This window comes from Cyanobacterium sp. HL-69 (genome assembly GCA_002813895.1).
Classification (GTDB): Bacteria; Cyanobacteriota; Cyanobacteriia; order Cyanobacteriales; family Cyanobacteriaceae; genus Cyanobacterium.
In genome coordinates this window covers 185,110-206,647 of the sequence record CP024912.1, presented here as the reverse complement: position 1 = coordinate 206,647, position 21,538 = coordinate 185,110, and the positions used below count along the sequence as shown (strand labels likewise).

The 21,538-nt window shown below is 38.5% G+C and carries 17 protein-coding genes; 14 read left to right on the top strand and 3 right to left on the bottom strand.

Annotated features, from left to right (window positions below; genetic code table 11):
- Nucleotides 1-47 precede the first annotated feature (47 nt).
- Nucleotides 48-1,709 carry a bifunctional 3,4-dihydroxy-2-butanone-4-phosphate synthase/GTP cyclohydrolase II gene (gene ribBA, locus AA637_RS00880; RefSeq protein WP_446683510.1) on the bottom strand — a complete coding sequence of 554 codons (1,662 nt, stop codon included), beginning with the start codon at nucleotides 1,707-1,709 and terminating at the stop codon, nucleotides 48-50.
- A 289-nt stretch (nucleotides 1,710-1,998) separates the two neighbouring features.
- On the opposite strand from ribBA, the gene plsX reads away from it, so the two are divergent.
- The 13 genes from plsX (at nucleotide 1,999) to AA637_RS00815 (ending at nucleotide 15,605) form a co-directional block, all read left to right on the top strand.
- On the top strand, nucleotides 1,999-3,057 hold the full coding sequence (plsX, locus tag AA637_RS00875) for a phosphate acyltransferase PlsX (protein ID WP_446683509.1): 1,059 nt from the start codon (nucleotides 1,999-2,001) through the stop codon (nucleotides 3,055-3,057).
- A gap of 26 nt (nucleotides 3,058-3,083) precedes the next feature.
- Nucleotides 3,084-4,103 (top strand): beta-ketoacyl-ACP synthase III, encoded by a 1,020-nt coding sequence (locus AA637_RS00870; RefSeq protein WP_446683508.1) that lies wholly within the window; start codon nucleotides 3,084-3,086, stop codon nucleotides 4,101-4,103.
- Between the two features lie 61 nt (nucleotides 4,104-4,164).
- Nucleotides 4,165-4,905, top strand: a complete 741-nt coding sequence (locus AA637_RS00865) for a galactosyltransferase-related protein (RefSeq protein ID WP_446683507.1) — start codon at nucleotides 4,165-4,167, stop codon at nucleotides 4,903-4,905.
- Nucleotides 4,898-5,698 (top strand): galactosyltransferase-related protein, encoded by an 801-nt coding sequence (locus AA637_RS00860; protein WP_446683506.1) that lies wholly within the window; start codon nucleotides 4,898-4,900, stop codon nucleotides 5,696-5,698. Before AA637_RS00865 ends, AA637_RS00860 begins: the two co-directional genes overlap by 8 nt.
- A 202-nt stretch (nucleotides 5,699-5,900) precedes the next feature.
- Complete coding sequence (locus AA637_RS00855; RefSeq protein WP_446683505.1) at nucleotides 5,901-6,533, top strand: helix-turn-helix domain-containing protein; 633 nt, start codon at nucleotides 5,901-5,903, stop codon at nucleotides 6,531-6,533.
- Nucleotides 6,534-6,637: 104 nt separating this feature from the next.
- Nucleotides 6,638-7,114, top strand: a complete 477-nt coding sequence (locus AA637_RS00850; protein ID WP_446683504.1) for a photosystem II assembly protein Psb35 — start codon at nucleotides 6,638-6,640, stop codon at nucleotides 7,112-7,114.
- Between the two features lie 442 nt (nucleotides 7,115-7,556).
- A complete protein-coding gene (locus tag AA637_RS00845; protein WP_446683503.1) occupies nucleotides 7,557-8,594 on the top strand; it encodes a hemerythrin domain-containing protein in 1,038 nt (345 codons plus the stop codon).
- Nucleotides 8,595-8,660: 66 nt separating this feature from the next.
- Nucleotides 8,661-9,383, top strand: coding sequence for a hypothetical protein (locus tag AA637_RS00840; RefSeq protein ID WP_446683502.1), 723 nt, complete (start codon nucleotides 8,661-8,663; stop codon nucleotides 9,381-9,383).
- Between the two features lie 90 nt (nucleotides 9,384-9,473).
- A complete protein-coding gene (locus AA637_RS00835) occupies nucleotides 9,474-11,000 on the top strand; it encodes an FAD-dependent oxidoreductase (RefSeq protein WP_446683501.1) in 1,527 nt (508 codons plus the stop codon).
- Between the two features lie 52 nt (nucleotides 11,001-11,052).
- Nucleotides 11,053-11,325 carry a hypothetical protein gene (locus tag AA637_RS00830; RefSeq protein WP_446683500.1) on the top strand — a complete coding sequence of 91 codons (273 nt, stop codon included), beginning with the start codon at nucleotides 11,053-11,055 and terminating at the stop codon, nucleotides 11,323-11,325.
- Nucleotides 11,326-11,355: 30 nt separating this feature from the next.
- On the top strand, nucleotides 11,356-11,940 hold the full coding sequence (locus AA637_RS00825; RefSeq protein WP_446683499.1) for a hypothetical protein: 585 nt from the start codon (nucleotides 11,356-11,358) through the stop codon (nucleotides 11,938-11,940).
- A 277-nt stretch (nucleotides 11,941-12,217) separates the two neighbouring features.
- The gene (locus AA637_RS00820) at nucleotides 12,218-12,985 is read left to right on the top strand and encodes a fatty acid desaturase (protein ID WP_446683498.1); all 768 of its coding nucleotides are present in this window, start codon (nucleotides 12,218-12,220) and stop codon (nucleotides 12,983-12,985) included.
- 310 nt (nucleotides 12,986-13,295) lie between these two features.
- Nucleotides 13,296-15,605: an NACHT domain-containing protein gene (locus tag AA637_RS00815; RefSeq protein ID WP_446683497.1), complete on the top strand. Its 2,310-nt coding sequence runs from the start codon at nucleotides 13,296-13,298 to the stop codon at nucleotides 15,603-15,605.
- 8 nt (nucleotides 15,606-15,613) lie between these two features.
- Here the strand turns inward: AA637_RS00815 and hsdR are convergent, their stop codons facing one another.
- A complete protein-coding gene (gene hsdR, locus AA637_RS00810; RefSeq protein ID WP_446683496.1) occupies nucleotides 15,614-17,998 on the bottom strand; it encodes an EcoAI/FtnUII family type I restriction enzme subunit R in 2,385 nt (794 codons plus the stop codon).
- A gap of 406 nt (nucleotides 17,999-18,404) precedes the next feature.
- Between hsdR and tnpA the strand changes: the two genes are divergently transcribed.
- Nucleotides 18,405-18,806: an IS200/IS605 family transposase gene (gene tnpA, locus AA637_RS00805; RefSeq protein WP_446683495.1), complete on the top strand. Its 402-nt coding sequence runs from the start codon at nucleotides 18,405-18,407 to the stop codon at nucleotides 18,804-18,806.
- 649 nt (nucleotides 18,807-19,455) lie between these two features.
- Here the strand turns inward: tnpA and AA637_RS00800 are convergent.
- Nucleotides 19,456-21,174: a restriction endonuclease subunit S gene (locus AA637_RS00800; protein WP_446683494.1), complete on the bottom strand. Its 1,719-nt coding sequence runs from the start codon at nucleotides 21,172-21,174 to the stop codon at nucleotides 19,456-19,458.
- Nucleotides 21,175-21,538: the final 364 nt, after the last annotated feature.

Sequence of the window (21,538 nt, the reverse complement as noted above, 5' to 3'; positions counted from 1 at the left end):
CAGGAGGCAACTGTTACGGTATTGTTTTCCTGTCAATATTCCCTTGATCAAACCTTGTTCCATTGATAAATGGTTTGTGGTTGTAGTGTGGGGGCTAGTTTGGTGATGGATGTTTCAGGAGATATTTGTTCTCTTTCTAAACGCACCTGTAAGCCTAACATGGGGTCTTCTCCTTCTGCTATCAAAAATTGCATTTTTACCAGATCTTCACCTTTACTGAGGGTTTCAATGATGCTGAGGATGCTTTTTAGGTAGGGATGGTTATAATTTTTGTACCATCCATGTTCTACCATGGCAGGTTTATCAAAACCGAGGTGTAAAATCATGGTAGGTTGGCTAAAAAGGGCGATCGCCACGGGTCTTGTTTCTTCCTGTGTTACGAAATTATTACTACGAATCACATGACGAAGTTTTTCTAACTTTTCATAACGGGCGGTGGGAGATTGGCTATTTTCCCACGTAATGGCGATGGTGCAGAGGAAAGTTTGTAACAACATATGCCCCAACTTCTCCGCCTTGGTGTTGAGATAATTAAAGTTATAATCATTGGCTTCAATAAACAAAGGCAGACGCTCCACAATATCGATGCCATAGCCTTTCAACCCTGCAATTTTTCGGGGATTGTTAGTAATCAGACGAATATTTTTAATGCCCAAATCATTGAGAATTTGAGCCCCCATACCGTAATCCCTTAAATCTGGGGGAAAACCTAATTTTTCGTTGGCTTCCACCGTATCAAAGCCCATATCTTGAAGGGTGTAGGCTTTTAACTTATTCACCAAACCGATGCCCCTGCCCTCCTGACGCAGATATACCACCACCCCTAAACCCGCATTTTCGATCATCTTCAAGGCCGCTTGTAGTTGCATCCGACAATCACAACGCAAAGAGCCTAAAGCATCCCCTGTTAAACATTCTGAGTGCATCCGCACCATCACAGGTTGATCCTTAAACTCCTCAATATTTCCCTTCACAATGGCGATATGCTCTGTTTTATCAAGGGCATTACCATAGGCGTAAATTTGAAAATCCCCAAACTGACTGGGGAAATTACAAACGGTTTCTCGATACACAAAACGGTCATGTTTGAGGCGATAACTAATTAAGTCTGCAATGCTAATCAGTTTTAAATCATGTTTTTGGGCATATTTATATAACTCTGGTAAACGAGACATACTACCATCAGGGTTTTGAATTTCACAAATTACCCCCGCAGGGTATAAACCACCTAAACGGGATAAATCCACCGCTGCTTCTGTATGTCCTGCCCTTTTGAGAACACCACCTTGGCGCGATCGCAACGGGAAAATATGCCCAGGTCGTCCCAAATCTTCGGGGCTAGTGGTAGGATTAATGGCAATTTGAATGGTTTTAGCTCGATCTTCTGCCGAGATGCCCGTAGTAACCCCCAAATGTTTTGCCCCATCAATACTCACCGTAAAAGCCGTTTGATTGCTGTCGGTGTTTTTTGTCACCATCAGGGGTAAATCCAACTCGTCTAAACGCTCCCCTGTCATGGCTAAACAGATTAATCCCCTAGCCTCTACAGCCATAAAATTAATCATATCTGGGGTAGCAAACTGAGCCGCACAGATTAAATCCCCTTCATTTTCTCTATTCTCATCATCAACAACAACAATACAACGTCCTGCTTTGATGTCTGCGATCGCCTCTTCTACGGTATTAAAGGTAATATTTTCTGTGGTCACAACAGCTTTTTTTTCCTGATTATTCTTAATCCTATTCTAATGAGATTTTGTATCAACTTGCACAAATCAAGGGAAAAGAATCAACCACCAAGAATAACAACCATGTCGCATTCTTTTCCCTCCAAACCACCGTAATCCGCAAACAAATGGATTAGATCAAGCAAGAAAGACAAAAATGATATATGATGCTGTTAAATATAAAAAACAAAAGTTACCCTTACAATCCCCAAACAGGAATCTAGGGTAAACATGATATAATTTTGAAGATTTTAACCCAATAAACTGAGCAATGGCATCAACACGAGCAAAAATAGCGGTGGACGCAATGGGCGGAGATAGAGGCCCGGGAGTAATTGTTGCTGGGGCTATCAGAGCGGCCGCAGAATTGGACATAGACGTTCTCCTGGTAGGAGATCCGCAAATCATCGAAACCGAACTGGCAAACCATGATGGAGCTAATATTTCCAATATTGAAATAGTACCCTCAGAAGGACTTGTTTCTATGGATGAGGGTGCCTTAACGGGGGTTCGTCGTAAGCCGAAAGCGTCTATTAATATCGCCATGAAACTGGTAAAAGAAAAACGCGCTCAGGGGGTTGTTTCCGCAGGACATTCAGGGGCAGCTATGGCGGCAGCTTCCCTTTCTTTGGGAAGAATCAAAGGTATTGATCGTCCAGCCATTGGGGCCGTATTCCCCACTATGTATGCCAATAAGTCGGTAATTGTTTTGGATGTGGGTGCCAATGTGGATTGTAAACCCAAATATTTGGAACAGTTTGCCGTGATGGGTACTATTTATAGTAAGTATGTATTGGAAGTAGAAGAACCCAAGGTGGGATTAGTCAACATCGGAGAAGAAGCCAAAAAGGGCAATGAGTTGGCGAAGGAAACCTATAAGTTATTGAGTAGTAATCCTGCCATTCCTTTTGCGGGTAATGCCGAAGGCAGAGATGTTTTATCGGGAGATTTTGATGTAATTGTTTGTGATGGATTTGTAGGTAATGTTTTGCTCAAGTTTGCGGAAGCCGTGGGGGAGATTATGCTACAAATTATCAAAGAGGAATTACCTTTTGGGGTTAGGGGTAAGGTTGGTTCAGCTGTTCTCAAGCCCAATTTAAAACGAATTAAACAAAGAATTGACCATGCCGAGCATGGGGGAGCGCTATTGTTAGGAGTTCCTGCAGTGTGTATTATCAGCCATGGTAGCTCCCAAGCTCCTTCTATTTTTAACGCCATTCGGGTAGCTAAAGAAGCCATTGACCATGAAATTGTCGATCGCATTCAGCACTATCAAACAGGTGGCTCGTTAGGAAAAGGTGATAGTTTGGTATCAGAAGTTAAAGAGTAGTAAAGCATTTATAAGGAGATAAGTCATTGCAATCGGTTAAGGAGTCGGCTATTAACGCCAAAAATGGCATCACAATTATTGGTAGTGGTTCAGCCATTGCTACTCAGGTGATTAGTAATGAGGATTTGAGTCAGATAGTCGATACTTCCGATGATTGGATTAGCTCTCGTACGGGTATTAAACAACGTCATATTGCCACCTCTACTACCCTGAGTGAGTTGGCAGCCCAAGCAGGACAAAAGGCGATCGCCAATGCCCACCTAACACCCCTCGACATTGATTTAATTATTCTGGCTACCTCCACCCCCGATGATTTATTTGGTAGTGCAGGGCAGGTGCAAAATCTCATCGGTGCAACTCGTGCGGTGGCTTTCGATTTAACGGCAGCCTGTTCAGGATTTGTTTTTTCATTAGTTACAGCTTCTCAGTTTATCCGTAATGGGGTATATCAAAATGTCCTCGTTATCGGCGCCGATTGTCTTTCCCGTTGGGTGGACTGGGGCGATCGTACTACCTGCGTACTATTTGGAGATGGTGCTGGGGCGGTAGTGTGTCAGGGTAGCCCAGAAAAAGACAACCTTCTTGGCTTTGAAATGTGCAGTAATGGGGCATTGAATAATACCCTCAATCTTTCCTATCAGGGCAACTTACAAGACATTGGCGAAGACAAAAAAATTAACCACGGTAGTTTTAGTAACATCACCATGAATGGTAGAGAAGTATATCGCTTTGCCGTGAATAAAGTACCTGAAGTGATTGAAAAAGCTCTCTTCAGAGCAAATTTAACCACCGATGATGTTGATTGGCTAATTCTTCACCAAGCCAACAAAAGAATCATTGATGCGGTAGCTAGTCGTTTAAAAATTCCCGAAAATAGAGTTATTAGTAACCTTCAAAATTACGGCAACACCTCCGCTGCGTCCATTCCCCTTGCCCTTGATGAAGCCTTGAAAGAAGGTAAAATTAAATCAGGAGATGTGGTTGCAGTGTCAGGTTTTGGGGCCGGATTGAGTTGGGGGGCTTCTATCTTCCGTTGGGGAAATTAATGATACGAAGATTAATTTTTTTGTATAATTGGGAAGTCCTAAACCACTGGACTAGTGGCTAATGAAAAATGAACTTACCTTAGTCATATCCTATAGACAAAGACAATTAGCATTTTATTCCTTTTATAGTTGGTTTACTTCTCTTGATTGTGAATTAGAAGATTTACCAGAAGTAATCTTTATTGAGAGTGATAAAAAACCTAATTTAGCTATCCAAGAAAAGCTAGAAAAAATAGGAATAAAGTATTTTTATGTCCAAAATAATAGTGTATTTCACAAAACTTCACTGTTAAATCATGGACTTAATTTAGTTGATACTAAATTTTTGATGGCTTTTGATATTGATTTAATTCCTTATAGAAATAGTCTTTTACGCCATTTAGAAATAGCCAAAAAATCTTCTTCATTTTTAGTAACGGGTTATCGTTTGATGGCACCACAGCCATTTATCGATAATAAAAGTGATTTAGATTCTATTATAGTGCGAAGTGCGATCGCCGCTGAAGATGAATCTAGCGCCCTAAAAAAACACCTTACTAGCCATGAAAAATTTGGAGTGCTTCCCCTGTTCCGTACCGAAGAATTAAAAAAAATTGGTGGTTGGGACGAAAACTTTGTGGGTTGGGGAGGAGAAGATCAAGATATTATCCAAAGATACTGTAATTTAGGTTATACCCTTTGTCGAGTGCCAGACTTACTATATCTACATCTTCATCACAACCATAATCAAGATTGGTATTCTCCAGAAATTATTAATAAAAATAGGGAATATTACTACCGTAAATATAAGGATAATGAATAATAGTCTTGAGGTATTAATACCCCTTAAACAACGAGTAAGTATTAATAAAACTATTCTTAGTTTACTAGAAATCAAAGAAATAAGTCTAATAACTATTTTATCAGGGGATATAAAATCAAATATTGATGACAAGATAAAAAACAATTCAAAACTAAGAATTATTAATTATTCCCAGTATCCCTTTAGTAAAACAACCTATTTAAATTATGGTATCAAAAATAGTGTCGGTGACATCTTGCTTATGTCCGATGCCGATATAATTTGGAACCAAAATACGATTACAAGTATTTATACAACTATAAATAATAACCTTCACAAATCCCTTATTGTTTATATTCAAGAAGTAAAAGAAACCGACACAGATAACAACGCCCTCAAGCGTCCTCGTCTTAAGCCTACCGTGACAAAAGTGGGTAATAAGATTCACATAAATATAATAAAAGAATCATCACCATCAAAACGTCCGGGGTGTGGATTGATTTGTGCGACCAAAAATAATTTACTGTTTCTTGGGGGTTATAATGAACAACTCAAAGAATGGGGATGGGAAGATCAAGATTTATTGATTAGGGCTAATATTTTGGGATATGCCATAAAATCTATGGGGGCAGTGTCACATCAAAGTCACGGAGATGATGTGAGAAACTTGTCTCAAAAATCTCCTCTCATAACTCGTAATCGTAATATAGCTATTTCTAACCAAATGATTTTAGCCCGAAAGTTGTACGGTAGTTTAAGAGAAGAAGTTGCCCTTATCTCTAATGATATTTTGATTACCGTTGAGGAGATATGAGTAAGTAGACATAATTAAATCGATTTAGGCAAGGGGTTTAAACCCCTTGTTCATAAGAGTCTTAATAAAATAAGAGCTATAATTAATTGCGCCAACCTACTTATTGACATTTGCAAATGAATAAAATAAAAATAATTCAAACAGGTTTTAATGTAAGGTATTTGCCAAAAATATTGCTAACATATACACAAAAACAACGGCTATGATAAATTCACAAAAAACAGAGCAAATAACGACTCTATCCAAATTGATACAGGATGCTAAATTTTCCCATTATCTGGATTTTAGCCGTAAGACGGGGATTTCTGAGTTAACTTTACATCGTATTGATTGTGGATTGATAGATCAAATTCCTCTCAAATATATAAAAACTATAGCGAGGGAGTTAAATTTATCGTTGGAAGATTTTTTAAACCACATAGACGGGAAATTCTCGGATACATCTACTACGCAGACTTCCACAAATGGAGATGATAATTTACGGGCTCAGATAACCCAAGAGGTGCAACAGGGGGTTATGGACACCTTAGAGTCGTTATTATTGCAGTTGCCGACTTTGGTTAAGGTGGTAGAAAAAAAACCTGATTTACCTGCTTCTCGTTTGATTCCTTTACTTAAACCTTTGAATAATTTGCTATCTGGTTGGGATATAAAGGCGATCGCCCCAGTGGGTGCTATAGTAAAGTATGATCCTCAACAACACGAATTAATGGCAACAACCCAAGAAGAAATTGAAAAAGTAGAAATTCGTTATGTAGGCTATCGTCAAAAAGACAAATTGCTATATCGTGCCAAAGTAAGCCCGGTAGAAACAAAAATTCAAGAAGGTAATTAAATCAAAAAGTGTAAATTTCCGTAATGTAGTATTCGGAATGTACTCCTATAGCTTTGTTAAAGGAAAATGGTATGCTCAGAAACGAAGACACATGAGGAATTCTTATGGAACTTTTATTACAAATTACCGCAGAAACTAGCCACTTTCCCGTCACAGCGGTGTCAGTGCTAATCGTGGGATTTATTGCTGTTATCGGTGTAGCCTCTTTTACTTGGTCTAAATCCAAGGAGTCCACAGACAACACGAGCTCGACAAATACTCAATCTGTTAACGATTCTCCCCAAGAAAAGAAAGACAAGTCTGCTAACTATGATCGTAACATCATCTCTGCAGAAACTGCAGCCCGAATGGAGAGAGAAGGAGGAGACTTTAAAAATGTTCCTGAATCTGATGACGATAATACAGGAGGTTATACTGTCAGCCGAGAAGGGTTAGTCAATAATTATGCAGTTGAGCCTGAAATGTATGTGGAAGAGCGCGGAGACTTAAGGGAAAAACAAGAGGCTGAAAAACAAGAAAGAGCGCAAGAATTAAAGGAAATAAATAGTGAAGACGGAGATAAAGGAGTCGGGATTATCTAGTTTTAGAGTCACTTCGAAAACGTAAAAAATTCAACCTTTTTCACTCTGCCCTTTGGGCAAGAATGGGGGAGGTTTTTTTCATGAGATAAAAACAAAATGTTACTTAATTATGGTGTGAAATATTATGTAAATTACAATTAATATCTAAGTAGGTTGGCGAAATTAATTATAGCTCTTATTTTATTAAGACTCTTATGAACAAGGGGTTTAAACCCCTTACCTAAATCGATTTAATTATGCCTACTTACTTAACATTTTAACTATTATTCCATTGCCCATCTGAATTAAAAATGATCTTACCAAGAAATTAATTGGGATGCTCCTTATTACACTTTGTTTCAAAGTTAATCAAATTAATCAAATCATTCAGGAAATAAAACATACCAGTGTAAGAATCCCGTATAGAGAACACTATCTCTTAACTATAAAGGAGCAATCGCCAATGTCGATAACACTAGAAGATAACAAACGCAAGGCTATCGCAGTCAAATTAGCAGACATGAAAGCGACTCAAAATCTGCTGATTGCTAACGAGCAAACTTTAATCAAAGCTTGTGAAGATGGAGAAATTTCTGACCGTTTACAGGGCTTTCTCACAGACGATCAAAAGAACTTAGGTATTATTGATACCGTAATCATTCAGTATGGCATTAAGGCTGAACCTAAACCCTCGATGCTAGAAGAAATCAAAGAAATCGAGATGATGATGCAAGATTCTGAGATTCCCTTGTTTGAAAAGGTAGCAAAGCATGAACTGCTCAAGCATACCCAAGCCATATCAGGACTTCTCGTTCATAAAGCAGGTCAAGTAGTTGGTGCAGATATTGCCGTGGCGATCGCCCCTTTAAATGCTGTCAACTTTGAAAATCGTGGTCATGAAGAGCAACTAAAAGGCATGATGGAATGTTTAAGCACCCTAGAACTAACGGGCAAGCCTTCGGACAACGGATTATGGTCAAGGGTACAAGATAGCCTAGCCGCCCTGAGTGGTATGGCTGGGGGCATCATAAGTCATAGTGATGATGAGATAGGTATCTGTGAACTCATTCGTTTGGATCATATCAAAGTTAGTACCCTATTCGATGAAATTAAAGGTACTAATAATCCTCAAAAACTAAAAGAATATTTTGCACAGGTTTACCAAGATTTATCTGCTCACTCCCAAGCGGAGGAAGAAGTAGTTTATCCCATAGTGCGTCCTCATTATGAAGATATTCAACAACTATATGATGAACAAGCTCAAATGAAACAAATGCTTGAACAGATAAAAGCCATGAATTGTGAAGATACAGTGGCATTTAAAGATGCCATAAAACGTTTAATGGTTGCAGTAAAGGCTCATGTGTCAGAGGAAGAAAAAGATATGTTTCCTCTTATTCAAAATAATCTGGGTGACGAACAACAAAAACAACTAGCCACAGACTTCAAAACTGCAAAAAGCCAAATTCAAGATCAGCGACTCGTAGCTGCTTCTCGCTAAATTTTCTAGGAACTTACACTACCATAAGTTCCATCAACTCAATTCTTAATTACAGGAGTATATATTATGGTTTATACAAATCGACCTTCAGACACTGGTTCAGACAGACGAATTAACAATATCAAGCAATTTGGCGATCGCATTAATTGGGGTGCAATAATTGCTGGCTTAGTTATCGCAATAAGTACTCAATTGTTGCTGAGTGCCATAGGTGCTGCCATAGGACTAACCACCATTTCAGGTTCAGACGCACCTCGTTCCAATGCCGATGGAGTGGCTCAAGCTGTGGGGATCTGGACAATTATTAGTCTATTTATTTCTTTATTTTTAGGGGGTTGGATAACAGCACGAGCTTATGGCTCTGTCAATAACAACACTGCCATGCTTAATGGAGCCGTCCTTTGGGCAACAACCCTTGTTATAAGCTCTTGGTTACTGGCAAGTGGGGTGTCGGGTGCTTTTGGTTTACTTGCAAATAATGCCGATACTATCATCGCTAACCAAGCTCCACAAAGCGGGATAATTATGCCTGGTGAGAGTGGAAATCCAGATGATTCCCCTGGAACGAATATAGATCCGAATTCTCCATCTGGAACACAAGGTTCTATACCAACTTTAAGCGCAGACCAAACACGAGATGTTGCTGGTGGTGCGGCAAAAGCTGGTTGGACTTATACCTTTGGAGCCTTTTTAGGATTAGCCGCCGCGGTGATCGGTGCCAATGTAGGCGCTCGCAATGCCCATACTCAGAGACGGGAGTCTAATGAAGAATATCAAGCCCAATCCTAAATCATTTATGAAATTAAGATTGGCCGGGGCGAACAATTTTCGCCCTAGCTTTTGTCACCAATCATTTATTCCACAACTACCAAAATACCCATGAGTACTTTAACTGGCAAACAGACTTCTTTTTGGATTGATTCTACCCCCAAAACATCCTATCCTGTCCTAGAAAATAGCATTTCTGTTGATGTTGCTATTGTGGGGGCGGGCATTGTCGGACTGAGCGCTGCCACACAATTAAAACGTGCTGGAAAAACAGTGGCAGTGATTGAGTCAAGAGAAATTGTCACGGGTGTAACTGGTAATACCACTGCCAAAATCACATCACTACATCAGTTGATTTATGCTGACTTAATCAAAGAAATCGGAGAACAAAAAGCACAACTCTATGCCGAGTCAAATCAAGCTGGAATTGAGTACATCGCTCAATTGGTAGAGCAAGAAAAAATTGATTGTGATTTTAGCCGTCAAAGTGCCTACACTTTTGCAGAGCCAGACGGAGAGCTAGATAAAATAAAAGACGAAGTGAATGCGGCTCTTAAACTAGGACTTTCTGCTACCCTTGTTCAAGAAACATCACTACCATTTGCGATCTCAGGAGCCATAAAACTAGACTATCAGGCTCAGTTTCATGTTCGTAAATATCTACTCCATCTTGCCAAAAGTATTCTTGGTAACGGAAGTCATATATTTGAAAATACGAGGGTTCAAAAGGTTGACGAAAAAGATAATCTTTGCCAAGTTGTTACTAATCGGGGAATAATAGACGCTCAAGATGTCATTGTTGCCACAAATCTACCGATCCTCGATCAAGGACTGTTTTTCTTCGCCAAAACCTATCCCAAACGCTCCTATATCATTGGGGCGATGATTGATCCTGCAAAAGCACCCCAAGGGATGTATATCGGCAGTGGCAAAAATTCCCATTCCATTCGCACGACACCCCATGAGGGAGGATTACTCCTGTTAGTGGGCGGAGAAGGACATAAAGTCGGTACTGTGAATGACACCAAAGAACTTTACCAAAACCTAGAAACCTACGCCCGAAATCAGTTCGGCATTGATTCGTTTGCCTATCGTTGGTCAAATCAAGATATGGTGTCCTTTGATAAACTACCCTTTATTGGCAAACTGACCCCCTTCAATAATCATATTTATGTCGCCACAGGATTTAGCCTATGGGGAATGTCGAAGGGTGCGATGGCTGGGATGCTACTTTCAGACTTGGTTCTAGGAAAAGATAATCCCTACGCAGACTTGTATGATGCCACTCGTGCCACCCCATTTTTAGACCCAAAATTGATTAAAAGTAATATTGAGGTTGCCTCTCGGTGGGTAGGCGATCGCCTTAAAGGTATTCAGCACTCTTCTTTTGCTGAGGTTACCAAGGGTGAAGGGAAACTAATAACTATTGACGATGAGAAGGTAGCCGCTTATCGAGATGAAGAGGGAAAAGTTCATGCTGTTTCTGCTGTGTGTCCGCACCTTGCTTGTATTGTGAGTTGGAACAATGCCGAAAAGAGTTGGGATTGTGCTTGTCACGGTTCTCGGTTTGGCTGCGACGGCAAGCTAATCCAAGGCCCTGCGGTAAAAGACTTGGAAAAAATACTTGACGAAGGGTAAACTTTCTGTTTTTCTCAATCCTATAAACTTTATTACAGCAAAGGATAAATTCATGGGAAATACCTTACTCAATCAAATTTTTCACGATGACCAAGGCAACATTGTCATCGCCCAACCACCAAATTTACCCCTCATTGTGGGGATTGTCGCCAGTTTATTAAGGCTGATTCTGACCACGGGTAGAGTTAATATCGCACTAGATTTAATCGCTTTCGGTTCGTTGTTTACTTGGGCTTGGCAAGAATTATTTCAAGGAGTAAATTACTTTCGTCGAGCATTAGGTTTGGTGGTACTAACGGCTTTGATGGCTGGGAAACTTTTATAATTTTGCTTACCCTATTCCCCATTCCCTAACATGCTAATTAAGACAAAAGTCGATACACCATTACCTGTGGTGAACATATCTAGTTATCAGGAGGCCGAGCAACAATTTTGTTGGCTTTTGACACTGGATGATTTAAGCCAACGGGTAAAACAACAACTTTCTCTGAGTAAAGACTTTGAAGAATTTGTTTCTTTAGCCTTAATAGAAGCATATACCGTAAACCCAAACACAGAACAAGCAAACCGTTTTTTACAGCGGTTGCTCTATCAAATCAATCGGCTCAAGTTCTTTTGGTATGATGCTTTAGAGTCTTATAACAATGAGCATTATAACTATATTAAAAATCTGTGCGATCGCATCGAGTCTGTGTGGCAAACATGGGAATATACCCAAATTAACCTAAACACCATCAAGCAATTAAACGTTCAAAATGCTCTCCAAGAACGAGTAAATCTCGACCTAAATCCACCATTATCAGTGGCAAAACGTTATCTACGAGAAGACATGGACTTAGAGGGCTATCGGGTACTATTGGCGATCGCCTCTTTGGATGGATTAGTAGAAGCAAGTCGTCTTTCTCGTATTTTGGGCGGTGCTAGTATGGTACACCCGTGATCAATTGTTTACTAAAGAAAGAGTTTAGATGATTTTATCGCTTCACCCATGAGCTTTGGTTATTATAGTTCAGAACCCAAGGTGACCAAAAGAATAGCGGAACTTCAGAAGCACTACAAAGCCTTTTATTCGCCAAATATTTATATTCTTGCTGGTGTTCTCTTCAAAAAGTGCCATAATTTAAAAGCGGATTTATCTACAGAATTAATTAAGATAATGACTGCCTTGTAAATTGGGGTTAATATTTAAAATTTATTGAGACAAGTTCTACTTTTTTATGACAGATGAAACACGATTTAATTCATCTTTAGACAACTCCAATCCTTTGATTTCTTCAGGAATTGCCATAAGGGGAGTGGCGATCGCCCTTTTGATTATTTCCCTCTGGGGGTTCAGTTTCGGGTTTCTTTTGAGTGCCGTAACTGTAGAACAAACATTAATCTGGTGGACATTGATAGCAATATTGTGGCAAACATTCCTCTGCACGGGGCTTTTCATCACTGCCCATGATGCCATCCATGGATCAATTTTTCCCAAGCATCCTCAAATTAATTACTTTTTCGGCTCCCTAACACTCTTACTCTACGGTTTTTTCTCTTATGATTGGTTGCGAAAAAATCATCTACAGCACCATCATTCCCCTGCTAGCGAATCCGATCCTGATTTTCATGACAGCAAAGGTCAAGCGGACAATGCGTTTATCTGGTATATCTGCTTTATGCAAGGGTATTGGAGCTGGTGGCGTTTTGTGGGTTTAATTGTCACTGCTGTAAGTGTGCATATTTTTTTCAAGATCAACTATACTAATTTAATCTTATTTTGGGCAGTTCCCACCCTTTTAAGTTCGTTTCAGCTTTTCTATTTTGGAACTTTTCTTCCCCATCGCAAACCCATAGACGGTTATCAAGATTCGTATCGCACCCAAAGTATTTATCGCCCTTTTCTTTGGTCATTTCTCACCTGCTATCATTTTGGCTACCACAAAGAACATCATATATATCCTGATATACCTTGGTGGAAACTCCCCGCAATGGTTTTGAAATAGAACAAGGTACTTACGTATTGCACTTAAGTGTTATGTATTGAAGACAGCAAAAAAACCTTGATTACAGACTGAATAAAAACTAAAAAGATCCTATATTTATCCATGTTTATATCCTTAAATCTTTGTTAAGCAATGCTTTTAACTCAATACTTGCCACTAATGGCTATGTTCTAATTTGTTACAAAAATTTAGACTAAACATTAATATACTTAAGTAAAAGTGTTAACATCGAGCGGTCAGACAAATTTTTGATTTTATAAAATATAAAACTTTGTATTCTGAGTCTCAATATAAAAGTTGTATCTTTATTATGGTCAAACGATCGCTCCAGGCATCCCCTTCAGGAATTCAAAAAGCTAAACGAGCATTTGCTCTAAAAGGTTGGACACAGGAAAATTTGGCAGCGGAGGTGAACTTAAAGACTCGTCAACCAATTTGGCGATTTTTTTCTGGACGACCCGTTGATCGCTGTACTTTTACAGAAATTTGCGGAATACTCGATTTAGAGTGGCGAGAAATTGCAGATAGTCCCCCAGCAAAGTTTCTCGAACCAGGAGAAACCGCCCCTATAAATATTGATAATCTGGTAACACAGGTGCGATCGCAACGTAAAGAAACCATACAAAACCAGTGTGGCATCTTGCAGTTATTAGATATTAATCATCCCGTCAGCATTGACGAAATCTACGTCGATGTTAATATTTTGGAAGAAATTGCCAGTCAACAATGGTTTGAGATTTCTGATTTACAAAAATTGGAACCCACCGAATTTAATCGCTTTGGTTTGGGAGAGGTAGAGCAGAAACAAATATCGGGAATGGAGGCAGTGCAAACCTACTCCAAAGTTAGGTTACTAGGTAAATCAGGGGTGGGCAAAACCACCTTTTTGAAACATCTTGCCATTCAGTGCGATCGGGGAGAATTCGCCCCCCATCAAGTGCCGATTTTTATTACTCTCAAAGACTTTGCCGAAGAATCTAGTCGGGAAGATGCGAAATTTAGCCTCTTAAATTACATTCATCAAGAATTTATCATTTCAGGAATTTCAAATCCATCTGTACCCGAAACTTTAGTCAAAGAGGGACGAGTTTTACTATTATTAGATGGCATGGACGAGGTTCTAAAAAAGAACATGACACAAGTTACTAGGGAGATTCGGAGGTTCTCGAAAAAATATCACAAAAATCAGTTTGTAGCCACCTGCCGTACTGCCGCCCAAAAACTGCAACTACAAGGCTTTACTGATGTAGAAATTGCCCCCTTTACCCAAGCTCAAATCATCATCTTCGCCCAAAAGTGGTTTGCCGCATTCACTCCCAAGACTCTTACCTCTGGACAAGAAGATCCCTCTGCTCAGTTTATGGAGAAGTTGAACTTGCCCGAAAACTGGCAGTTTCGTCAATTGGTGACTACCCCTCTGTTTCTTCATCTCGCCTGTTGGGTATTTCATGGGCAGGAAAAATTTCCTGCCAAACGCTCTGATTTTTATAAGCAAGGGCTAGACTTACTATTGAGTAAATGGGATGAAACCAGAGGAGTTGAAAGAGATGAGGTTTATAGAGGATTTTTGTTGCCACAAAAACTTAAACTGTTGAGTCAACTTGCAGCGGTAACTTTTGAGCAGGGGCAGTATTTTTTCGAGCAACGGGTGATTGAACAATATATTGAGGATTATCTACGAAATTTACCTAGTGCAACCCTAGAGCCAGAAGAGTTTCAACTCGAAAGCGAGGCAATCTTAAAATCCATTGAGGCTCAACATGGGTTACTCACAGAACGAGCCAGAGGAATCTTTTCCTTCTCCTATCTTGTGTTTCAAGAATATCTCACAGCTCGAAAAATTGTTGCTAGTTATAATTTGCGGGCATTAGAACAAGCCCTAGGAGGACTGGTGAGCCATATTAGTGATCCTCACTGGCGAGAAGTTTTTTTGTTAACCGCCGCGATGTTACGAAGTGCCGATTCGATGGTCCAGTTGATGAAGCAAGAAATCGATGCTTTGGTGGCACAAGACCCATATTTACAAGAATTTTTGATGTGGGCAAGCGAAAAATCTCAAACTATTCCCACCCAACCTAAATTTGCTACCTCACGGGCGTTTTATCTTGCCCTTGCCAACTCACCTCATACCGCCGCTAACTTTGCCCTAGCTACTACCCTCGACCAAGGAATGTTTTTGGATGCAGCCTTAGATAACTTGTTGCTAGAAGTTGCGATCGATCATAGTCAAGATTTTGCCTATGTTAATGCTTGTAGTGAGGCTCTCAACAATATTCTGACAATGGTTTTGGATGCTGGATTTTATAAGTCTGTGCAACAATTAAAAGAACAATTGCCACCTTCGAGCCAAAACCAAGAAATGCTCCAGAAGTGGTGGGAAAGGCACTACTCGGCTTGGGTAGAACAGTTGAGGAAAATGATTATCAAATATCGAAATATTAATCATCCTTGGCAGTTTAGCCCCGAGCAACAGCAAGTGTTGCAACGCTATTATGATGCAAATCAACTGCTGATCGATTGCTTGAATAGTAACTGCGAAATTACCACGGCTATTCGACAAGAGATTGAAGCTACATTGTTGTTACCTCAAAAGGAATTAGAGGATCGAGAATGGCAATAGTTGCTAATCTAATTGATACTATATAACTGTGTTTGTAACTCACGAACTGCTTGAGAATAACCTTTTGTACTGCCAAATAACTGGGCTATTTCCATGGGTGTACCCATTTGGGAAAAAGGATCAATTTTTAAGATTTGTGGCTCAATTACCGCTTCTATGCCTTCATCGGCATATTTATCTAATAACCCATCTAATACTTGTCGTGCTTGTTTGCCATATTTGCTAAAGTAATCCCGTTTTTTAACTTCCCTTGCTCTTTCTTGACGGGTTAGGGGGGGTACATCCCAGACGATATGACAGATTAGGTCAAAGGGATCATAATTTTTACCCACTTCTTGGGTTAAGGCGGGAAAAAATACTCCTGCTTGGGCTAATTCTTGGATGATGATTTCTTTCTTTTCTGCTTTACTCCATTGACGCAAAAATTCATTGAGAGATTGATATTTTTGATTAACGGTTTTGCGGGTATAGTCTTTTAACGATTCGGTGATTAATTTTCCTTCTGCATCGTAATATTGCACTCTTTCGGAGGAAACTTTTACTTCTACATCATTGACCACATATCGCTTAATTTCATCTTCGTTTGTCCATGTTCCCCAGTGGGCGGATGGTTCGGAGGCTTTATAGTTACCCTTCTTTTTATGGGTTTCTGGGTACTTGTTCGGCTCATCTTGGTTATCAAAATCGTCGGGAGGTACGGAGGAGTCTTCGAGGGTTTTCGGCTCATATATCTGCACTGGATCGCCGTCAAAATCTGGATCTGCAAAGAGTTCGGTGGCTTTTTTGAAGTCGATGATGGTAAAGTAAAATTTATCGTATTCTTCGTTTATCCTTGTACCTCTACCGATGATTTGTTTAAATTCGGTTATGGATTGGATGCGTTGATCGAGTACGATTAGCTTACAGGTTTGGGCATCTACTCCTGTGGTCATTAGTTTGGAGGTGATGGCGATGACGGGGTAAGTGCTTTCGGGAAAGATGAAGTTATCTAATTCTGCTTTACCTTCTGGGTTGTCTCCTGTGATGCGCATGATGTATTTGGAGTTTTGGGCAACCAAATCGCTATTGGCGTTGGCTAGGGCTTGGCGCATTCTTTCTGCATGATCTATGTTTTCACAAAAAACGATCGCCTTTTGATACCTATCAGTGCTTTTGAGAAATTCAGTAATTTTGTGGGCGACTAATTCGGTACGTTTTTCGAGGATTAAGGTTTTATCGAAGTCTTTTTGGTTATAAATTCTATCTTCGATGGGGTTGCCATATTTATCGATTTGTCCTTTTTGGGGGCGCCATCCTGATAAGTCTTTATCTATATCAATTCTCACTACTTTGTAGGGGGCAAGGAAGCCATCATCGATGCCTTGGCGTAGGGAATAGGTGTAAATGGGTTCGCCAAAATAGTCAATATTGGAGACATTTTTGGTTTCTTTGGGGGTGGCAGTCAAGCCGATTTGGGTGGCTTCGGAGAAATATTCTAAGATTTCTCGCCATGCAGAATCTTCGGCGGCGCTACCTCGATGACATTCATCGATGACGATTAAATCAAAAAAGTTGGGGCTAAATTGTTTATAAATATTTTGGCTTTCTTCTTTTCCCGTGATGGCTTGGTATAGACAGAGGTAAATTTCATAGGATTTGTTGGCTTGGCGTTTTTGAATTTTGGTCATGGCTGACCCAAAGGGTTTAAAATCATTACTCATGGTTTGATCTACAAGGATATTGCGATCTGCTAAAAAGAGGATTCTTTTTTTATGTTTTGATTTCCATAGGCGCCAAATAATCTGAAAGGCGGTGAAGGTTTTACCTGTGCCTGTGGCCATTACTAATAATATTCTTTGTTGCCCTTGGGAGATGGCTTCGATGGTTTTGTTGATGGCTAAAAGTTGGTAATAGCGGGGGGTTTTTCCGCTTCCATCGTTGTAATAGTCTTGGGTGATGAGTTTTTGTTGTTGTTCGTTTAATCCCTGAGATTTTGACCACCAACCCCACAACATATCAGGGCTAGGCATTTGCTCAAATTCGATTTCCTGTTCTATTTTGCCATCTCGATTAAGTTTGTTGTGAAATAAGAGGCGATCGCCATTACTACTAAAAACAAAGGGTACTTGCAATAAATCAGCATACTCCAAAGCCTGTTGCATTCCATCTCCCACAATATGTTTATTATCCTTGGCTTCGATGACCGCAAGGGGAATATTAGGTTGATAAAATAATACATAGTCCGCTCGTTTTTGTTGCCCACGGGTATGAAGTTTGCCCCGCACAACGACACGTCCTTTGGTGAGACTAAATTCTTCTCTGACTTGGGTTTGCAGATTCCATCCTGCTTTGATGAGCGCTGGGGTGATAAATTTTGTACAAATATCTCTTTCCGACAACTCTTTTTTATTCAAATCTCAGCCACTCCATAATTAGTATAAAAACATTGAAAAAGAGGTTGTAATCCTAAAACAATATCTTCTTTTATATTAATAGTAAAACGACAAATTCTATTTGAATCATTGCACCTCAAACTATGCAAATATTAAATGATTATCCCTTAATATCGCCATTCAATAAATTTCATGGCTACCGCAATTTCGTTTAATAAATTAAACTTGCTCATCATCAATCATAGTAAAAACCAGCGCCCTTAACTCCATACAAATATTAAATGATTAACCTTTAATATCGCCGTGCAATAAATTTCACGGCTACCACAATTTCGTTTAATAAATTAAACTTTTTTGTTATTGATTATTAATGAAACGATAAATTTTCCTTGTTAAAATTATTGTTATTTAAAAAGCTAACAGTCAAATGGCATACTGGCACTTATACTATCATATTGTTTGGGCAACAAAAGAAAGAATGCCTTTAATTTCAACATCTATAGAAGAAAGACTATATAAATACATTATTGACAAATCCAAGGCACTAAAATGTAAGATACATATAATTAATGGTATGCCAGACCATATTCATGTAATAGTATCAATTCCGCCCACCATTATTATTTCTGAATATGTTAGAAAAATTAAAGCTAGTAGTTCTAATTTTATTGGTAAAAATTACAATAACAGCTTTTATTGGCAAGATGGTTATGGGATATTTAGCGTCGGAGTTCAAAATTTACCCATTGCTATTAACTATGTAAAAAATCAAAAACAGCATCATCAAAATAAAACTACCATTACTGAATTAGAAAAATTTAGCCCTTAAGAATAATATCTTAGTTCAATTCATTGAACGTAATCTTATTAGCCGTGTAATTCATTACACGGTGGGAAAATGCTATAAAACTGTAAAAAACCCAGCGCCCTTAACCCCATACAAATATTAAATGATTATCCCTTAATATCGCCGTACAATAAATTTCACGGCTACCGCAATTTCGTTTAATAAATTAAACTTGCTCATCATTAATCATCCTAAAAACCAGCGCCCTTAACCCCATACAAATATTAAATGATTAACCCTTAATATCGCCGTGCAATAAATTTCACGGCTATCGCAATTTCGTTTAATAAATTAAACTTGCTCATCATTAATCATCCTAAAAACCAGCGCCCTTAACCCCATACAAATATTAAATGATTATCTCCTAATATCCCCATGCAATAAATTTCACGGCTACCGCAATTTCGTTTAATAAATTAAACTTTTTCATCATTAATCATCGTAAAAACCAGCGCCCTTAACCCCATGCAAATATTAAATGATTATCTCCTAATATCGCCATACAATAAACTTAACCTTAAAAAATAACATCTTAGTTCAATTCATTGAACGTAATTCTATTAGCCGTGTAATTTATTACACGGTGGGATAAAATCACCCTTAAACCTTCTTAATAAAACAAAAATTAACCTTAAATTTGAGCAATAAGGGCGTTTAAAAGGCTGGTTTGTTTTTCTGTTTGGTTGGTTATTTTTTCCTCTAATTCATCACATAGTTTCATCATTTTATCTACTTTTTCTACTATTCTCCTTTGTTCTTCTAATGGTGGTAAAGGAACAATGAAAGCTTTTATTTTTTTTAATGTCACACGAGTAATAGCGACTCCTGACATATCTGCTCGTATTTCTTTATAAAAAAAAGGTGACTTTAAACTAAGTAATAAAAACTTATTATAAATTTGTCTCGGCTGTTTAATTAATGCGACACTAGACAACATTGAAAATTGCTCTTTTAAATTATTTATAGTCGCTATCCCAGTAGTTGCACCATCTTTTATATATAAAATATCTCCAAATTCTGGATTACATCGGGAATAAATTGTTTCATGAATTTCTTTGGTAACGTATGTCACATTATCTAATGATATTCCCTCATTTTTAATGTTTTTTGCTGAAATATATAAAAAATCACCTTTTTGAATATTAATGGGTGACTTATGAGTACCATCAGTAACTTTGAGCATAGAATCACCTAATCTCACCCACTCCCAACTATCGGGAATATCATAGGGAATTTCATCAGGAGTAATTTCTGGTAAGGGTTTTTGCTTTTTAATCTTTCCTTCCTTGATTAACTGTTGCTTTTCGGCTTCAATGTCTTTTAATAATTGTTGGGCGGGTTTATCATTGTCATCTTGGGGCGCTAATTTACCCATGACGGCTAATTGTAGAATGATTTGCCGTAATTGTTTAACGTTTTCTTTGACGCTGTAAATTGTCTCGAAGTTGTCTCGCATAAATTGCCAAGCATCATCAAAACCCTTTTTATCAGTTGCCTTTAAGAGTTTGTCACCTACTGCTATTTGGATTTTTAATCTTTTTGCTTCTTTTTCTTGATGGAGTTTTTCGAGGCGATCGCACTTTTCCATCAATGTCTCTATTTTCTCTACTATTCTCTCTTGTTCTTCTAATGGAGGTAAGGGGAATAGTAGTGGATTGAGATCTTTATTATTGATTTGTGGAACACTTGTTCCTGAATTTAATCTAGCAAGATCTATTGACAAAATCCAATGATAAGCAAATTGTAAATCTATTAGACGAGGACAAATCATTGACATGATATTTGTATCAACGCAAATAGGCTGAGTTACTAAACGTTTTTTATTTGTTGCAATAGCCCCTCCTCTTTTTGGAAATATGATACTGTTAGCTGGAATTAATGAACTTAAGACTTTTTCTGATTCCTTTAAATAAATTGACGATGTTTTAATATAAATCTCATTTTCAACTAAGTTCATTTCTCCTACTTTTAAATATATAAAATCTCCAGTTTCAATCTCATCTTGTTTGGAAAAAGAATACCCACTTTTTAGTTGAAAAATATCTCCCAGTCTCACCCACTGCCAACTATCAGGAATATCATAGGGAATTTCATCAGCGGTAATTTCTGGGAGGGGTTTTGATTTTTTGAGCTTTTTCTCATCAATTAACCGTTGTTTTTCCGTTTCAATGTCCTTTAACAAATCCCGTGCAGGTATATCATCAGGGTTTTGGGGTACAAGTTGCCCTCGCATTGCCAAAGAAAGAATCAACTCCCGTAACTTGGGTATCCCTTCGGGTGCAGAAAAAGCGGTAGTAAAATATTGATCTAAAAGTTTGATCGTGGCAGTTTTACTTTTAGAGATTGTCATAGAAATTTTTGTACCCCATAACGATTGATTCTGTAACTATACCAGACCTTCACCCATTGTCTTTTCCCCCCTTTAGTAAACAAGGTTTTTCAAAGTCGGGGTAAAATTGTATTTCGTAAGTTCAATTCATTGAACTAAAACTGTTAGCTTTGTCAATTTATTGCAAAGCGAGATGAGGATTCATAACCATTATCTCAACGTGTAATGAATTACACGTCTAATAGATACCGTTCAATAAATTGAACTGAATTTGCTTGAAAAATATCATGGTTTTTCATAAAAATTGATTTTTTAATCAGTAAAAATAGCTAGATTTTTTATCAATTATACTTTTCAATTAAACCAAATTTTGAGAATGAAAAAA

What these genes read in the sequence shown, in the direction of transcription:
- AA637_RS00850 (WP_446683504.1), top strand. Translation starts at nt 6,638, where the DNA reads ATGGAACTTTTATTACAAATTACCGCAGAAACTAGCCACTTTCCCGTC.
- AA637_RS00830 (WP_446683500.1), top strand. Translation starts at nt 11,053, where the DNA reads ATGGGAAATACCTTACTCAATCAAATTTTTCACGATGACCAAGGCAAC.
- AA637_RS00840 (WP_446683502.1), top strand. Translation starts at nt 8,661, where the DNA reads ATGGTTTATACAAATCGACCTTCAGACACTGGTTCAGACAGACGAATT.
- AA637_RS00865 (WP_446683507.1), top strand. Translation starts at nt 4,165, where the DNA reads ATGAAAAATGAACTTACCTTAGTCATATCCTATAGACAAAGACAATTA.
- AA637_RS00845 (WP_446683503.1), top strand. Translation starts at nt 7,557, where the DNA reads ATGTCGATAACACTAGAAGATAACAAACGCAAGGCTATCGCAGTCAAA.
- plsX (WP_446683509.1), top strand. Translation starts at nt 1,999, where the DNA reads ATGGCATCAACACGAGCAAAAATAGCGGTGGACGCAATGGGCGGAGAT.
- AA637_RS00825 (WP_446683499.1), top strand. Translation starts at nt 11,356, where the DNA reads ATGCTAATTAAGACAAAAGTCGATACACCATTACCTGTGGTGAACATA.
- AA637_RS00815 (WP_446683497.1), top strand. Translation starts at nt 13,296, where the DNA reads ATGGTCAAACGATCGCTCCAGGCATCCCCTTCAGGAATTCAAAAAGCT.
- tnpA (WP_446683495.1), top strand. Translation starts at nt 18,405, where the DNA reads ATGGCATACTGGCACTTATACTATCATATTGTTTGGGCAACAAAAGAA.
- AA637_RS00860 (WP_446683506.1), top strand. Translation starts at nt 4,898, where the DNA reads ATGAATAATAGTCTTGAGGTATTAATACCCCTTAAACAACGAGTAAGT.
- AA637_RS00820 (WP_446683498.1), top strand. Translation starts at nt 12,218, where the DNA reads ATGACAGATGAAACACGATTTAATTCATCTTTAGACAACTCCAATCCT.
- AA637_RS00800 (WP_446683494.1), bottom strand. Translation starts at nt 21,174, where the DNA reads ATGACAATCTCTAAAAGTAAAACTGCCACGATCAAACTTTTAGATCAA.
- AA637_RS00855 (WP_446683505.1), top strand. Translation starts at nt 5,901, where the DNA reads ATGATAAATTCACAAAAAACAGAGCAAATAACGACTCTATCCAAATTG.
- AA637_RS00835 (WP_446683501.1), top strand. Translation starts at nt 9,474, where the DNA reads ATGAGTACTTTAACTGGCAAACAGACTTCTTTTTGGATTGATTCTACC.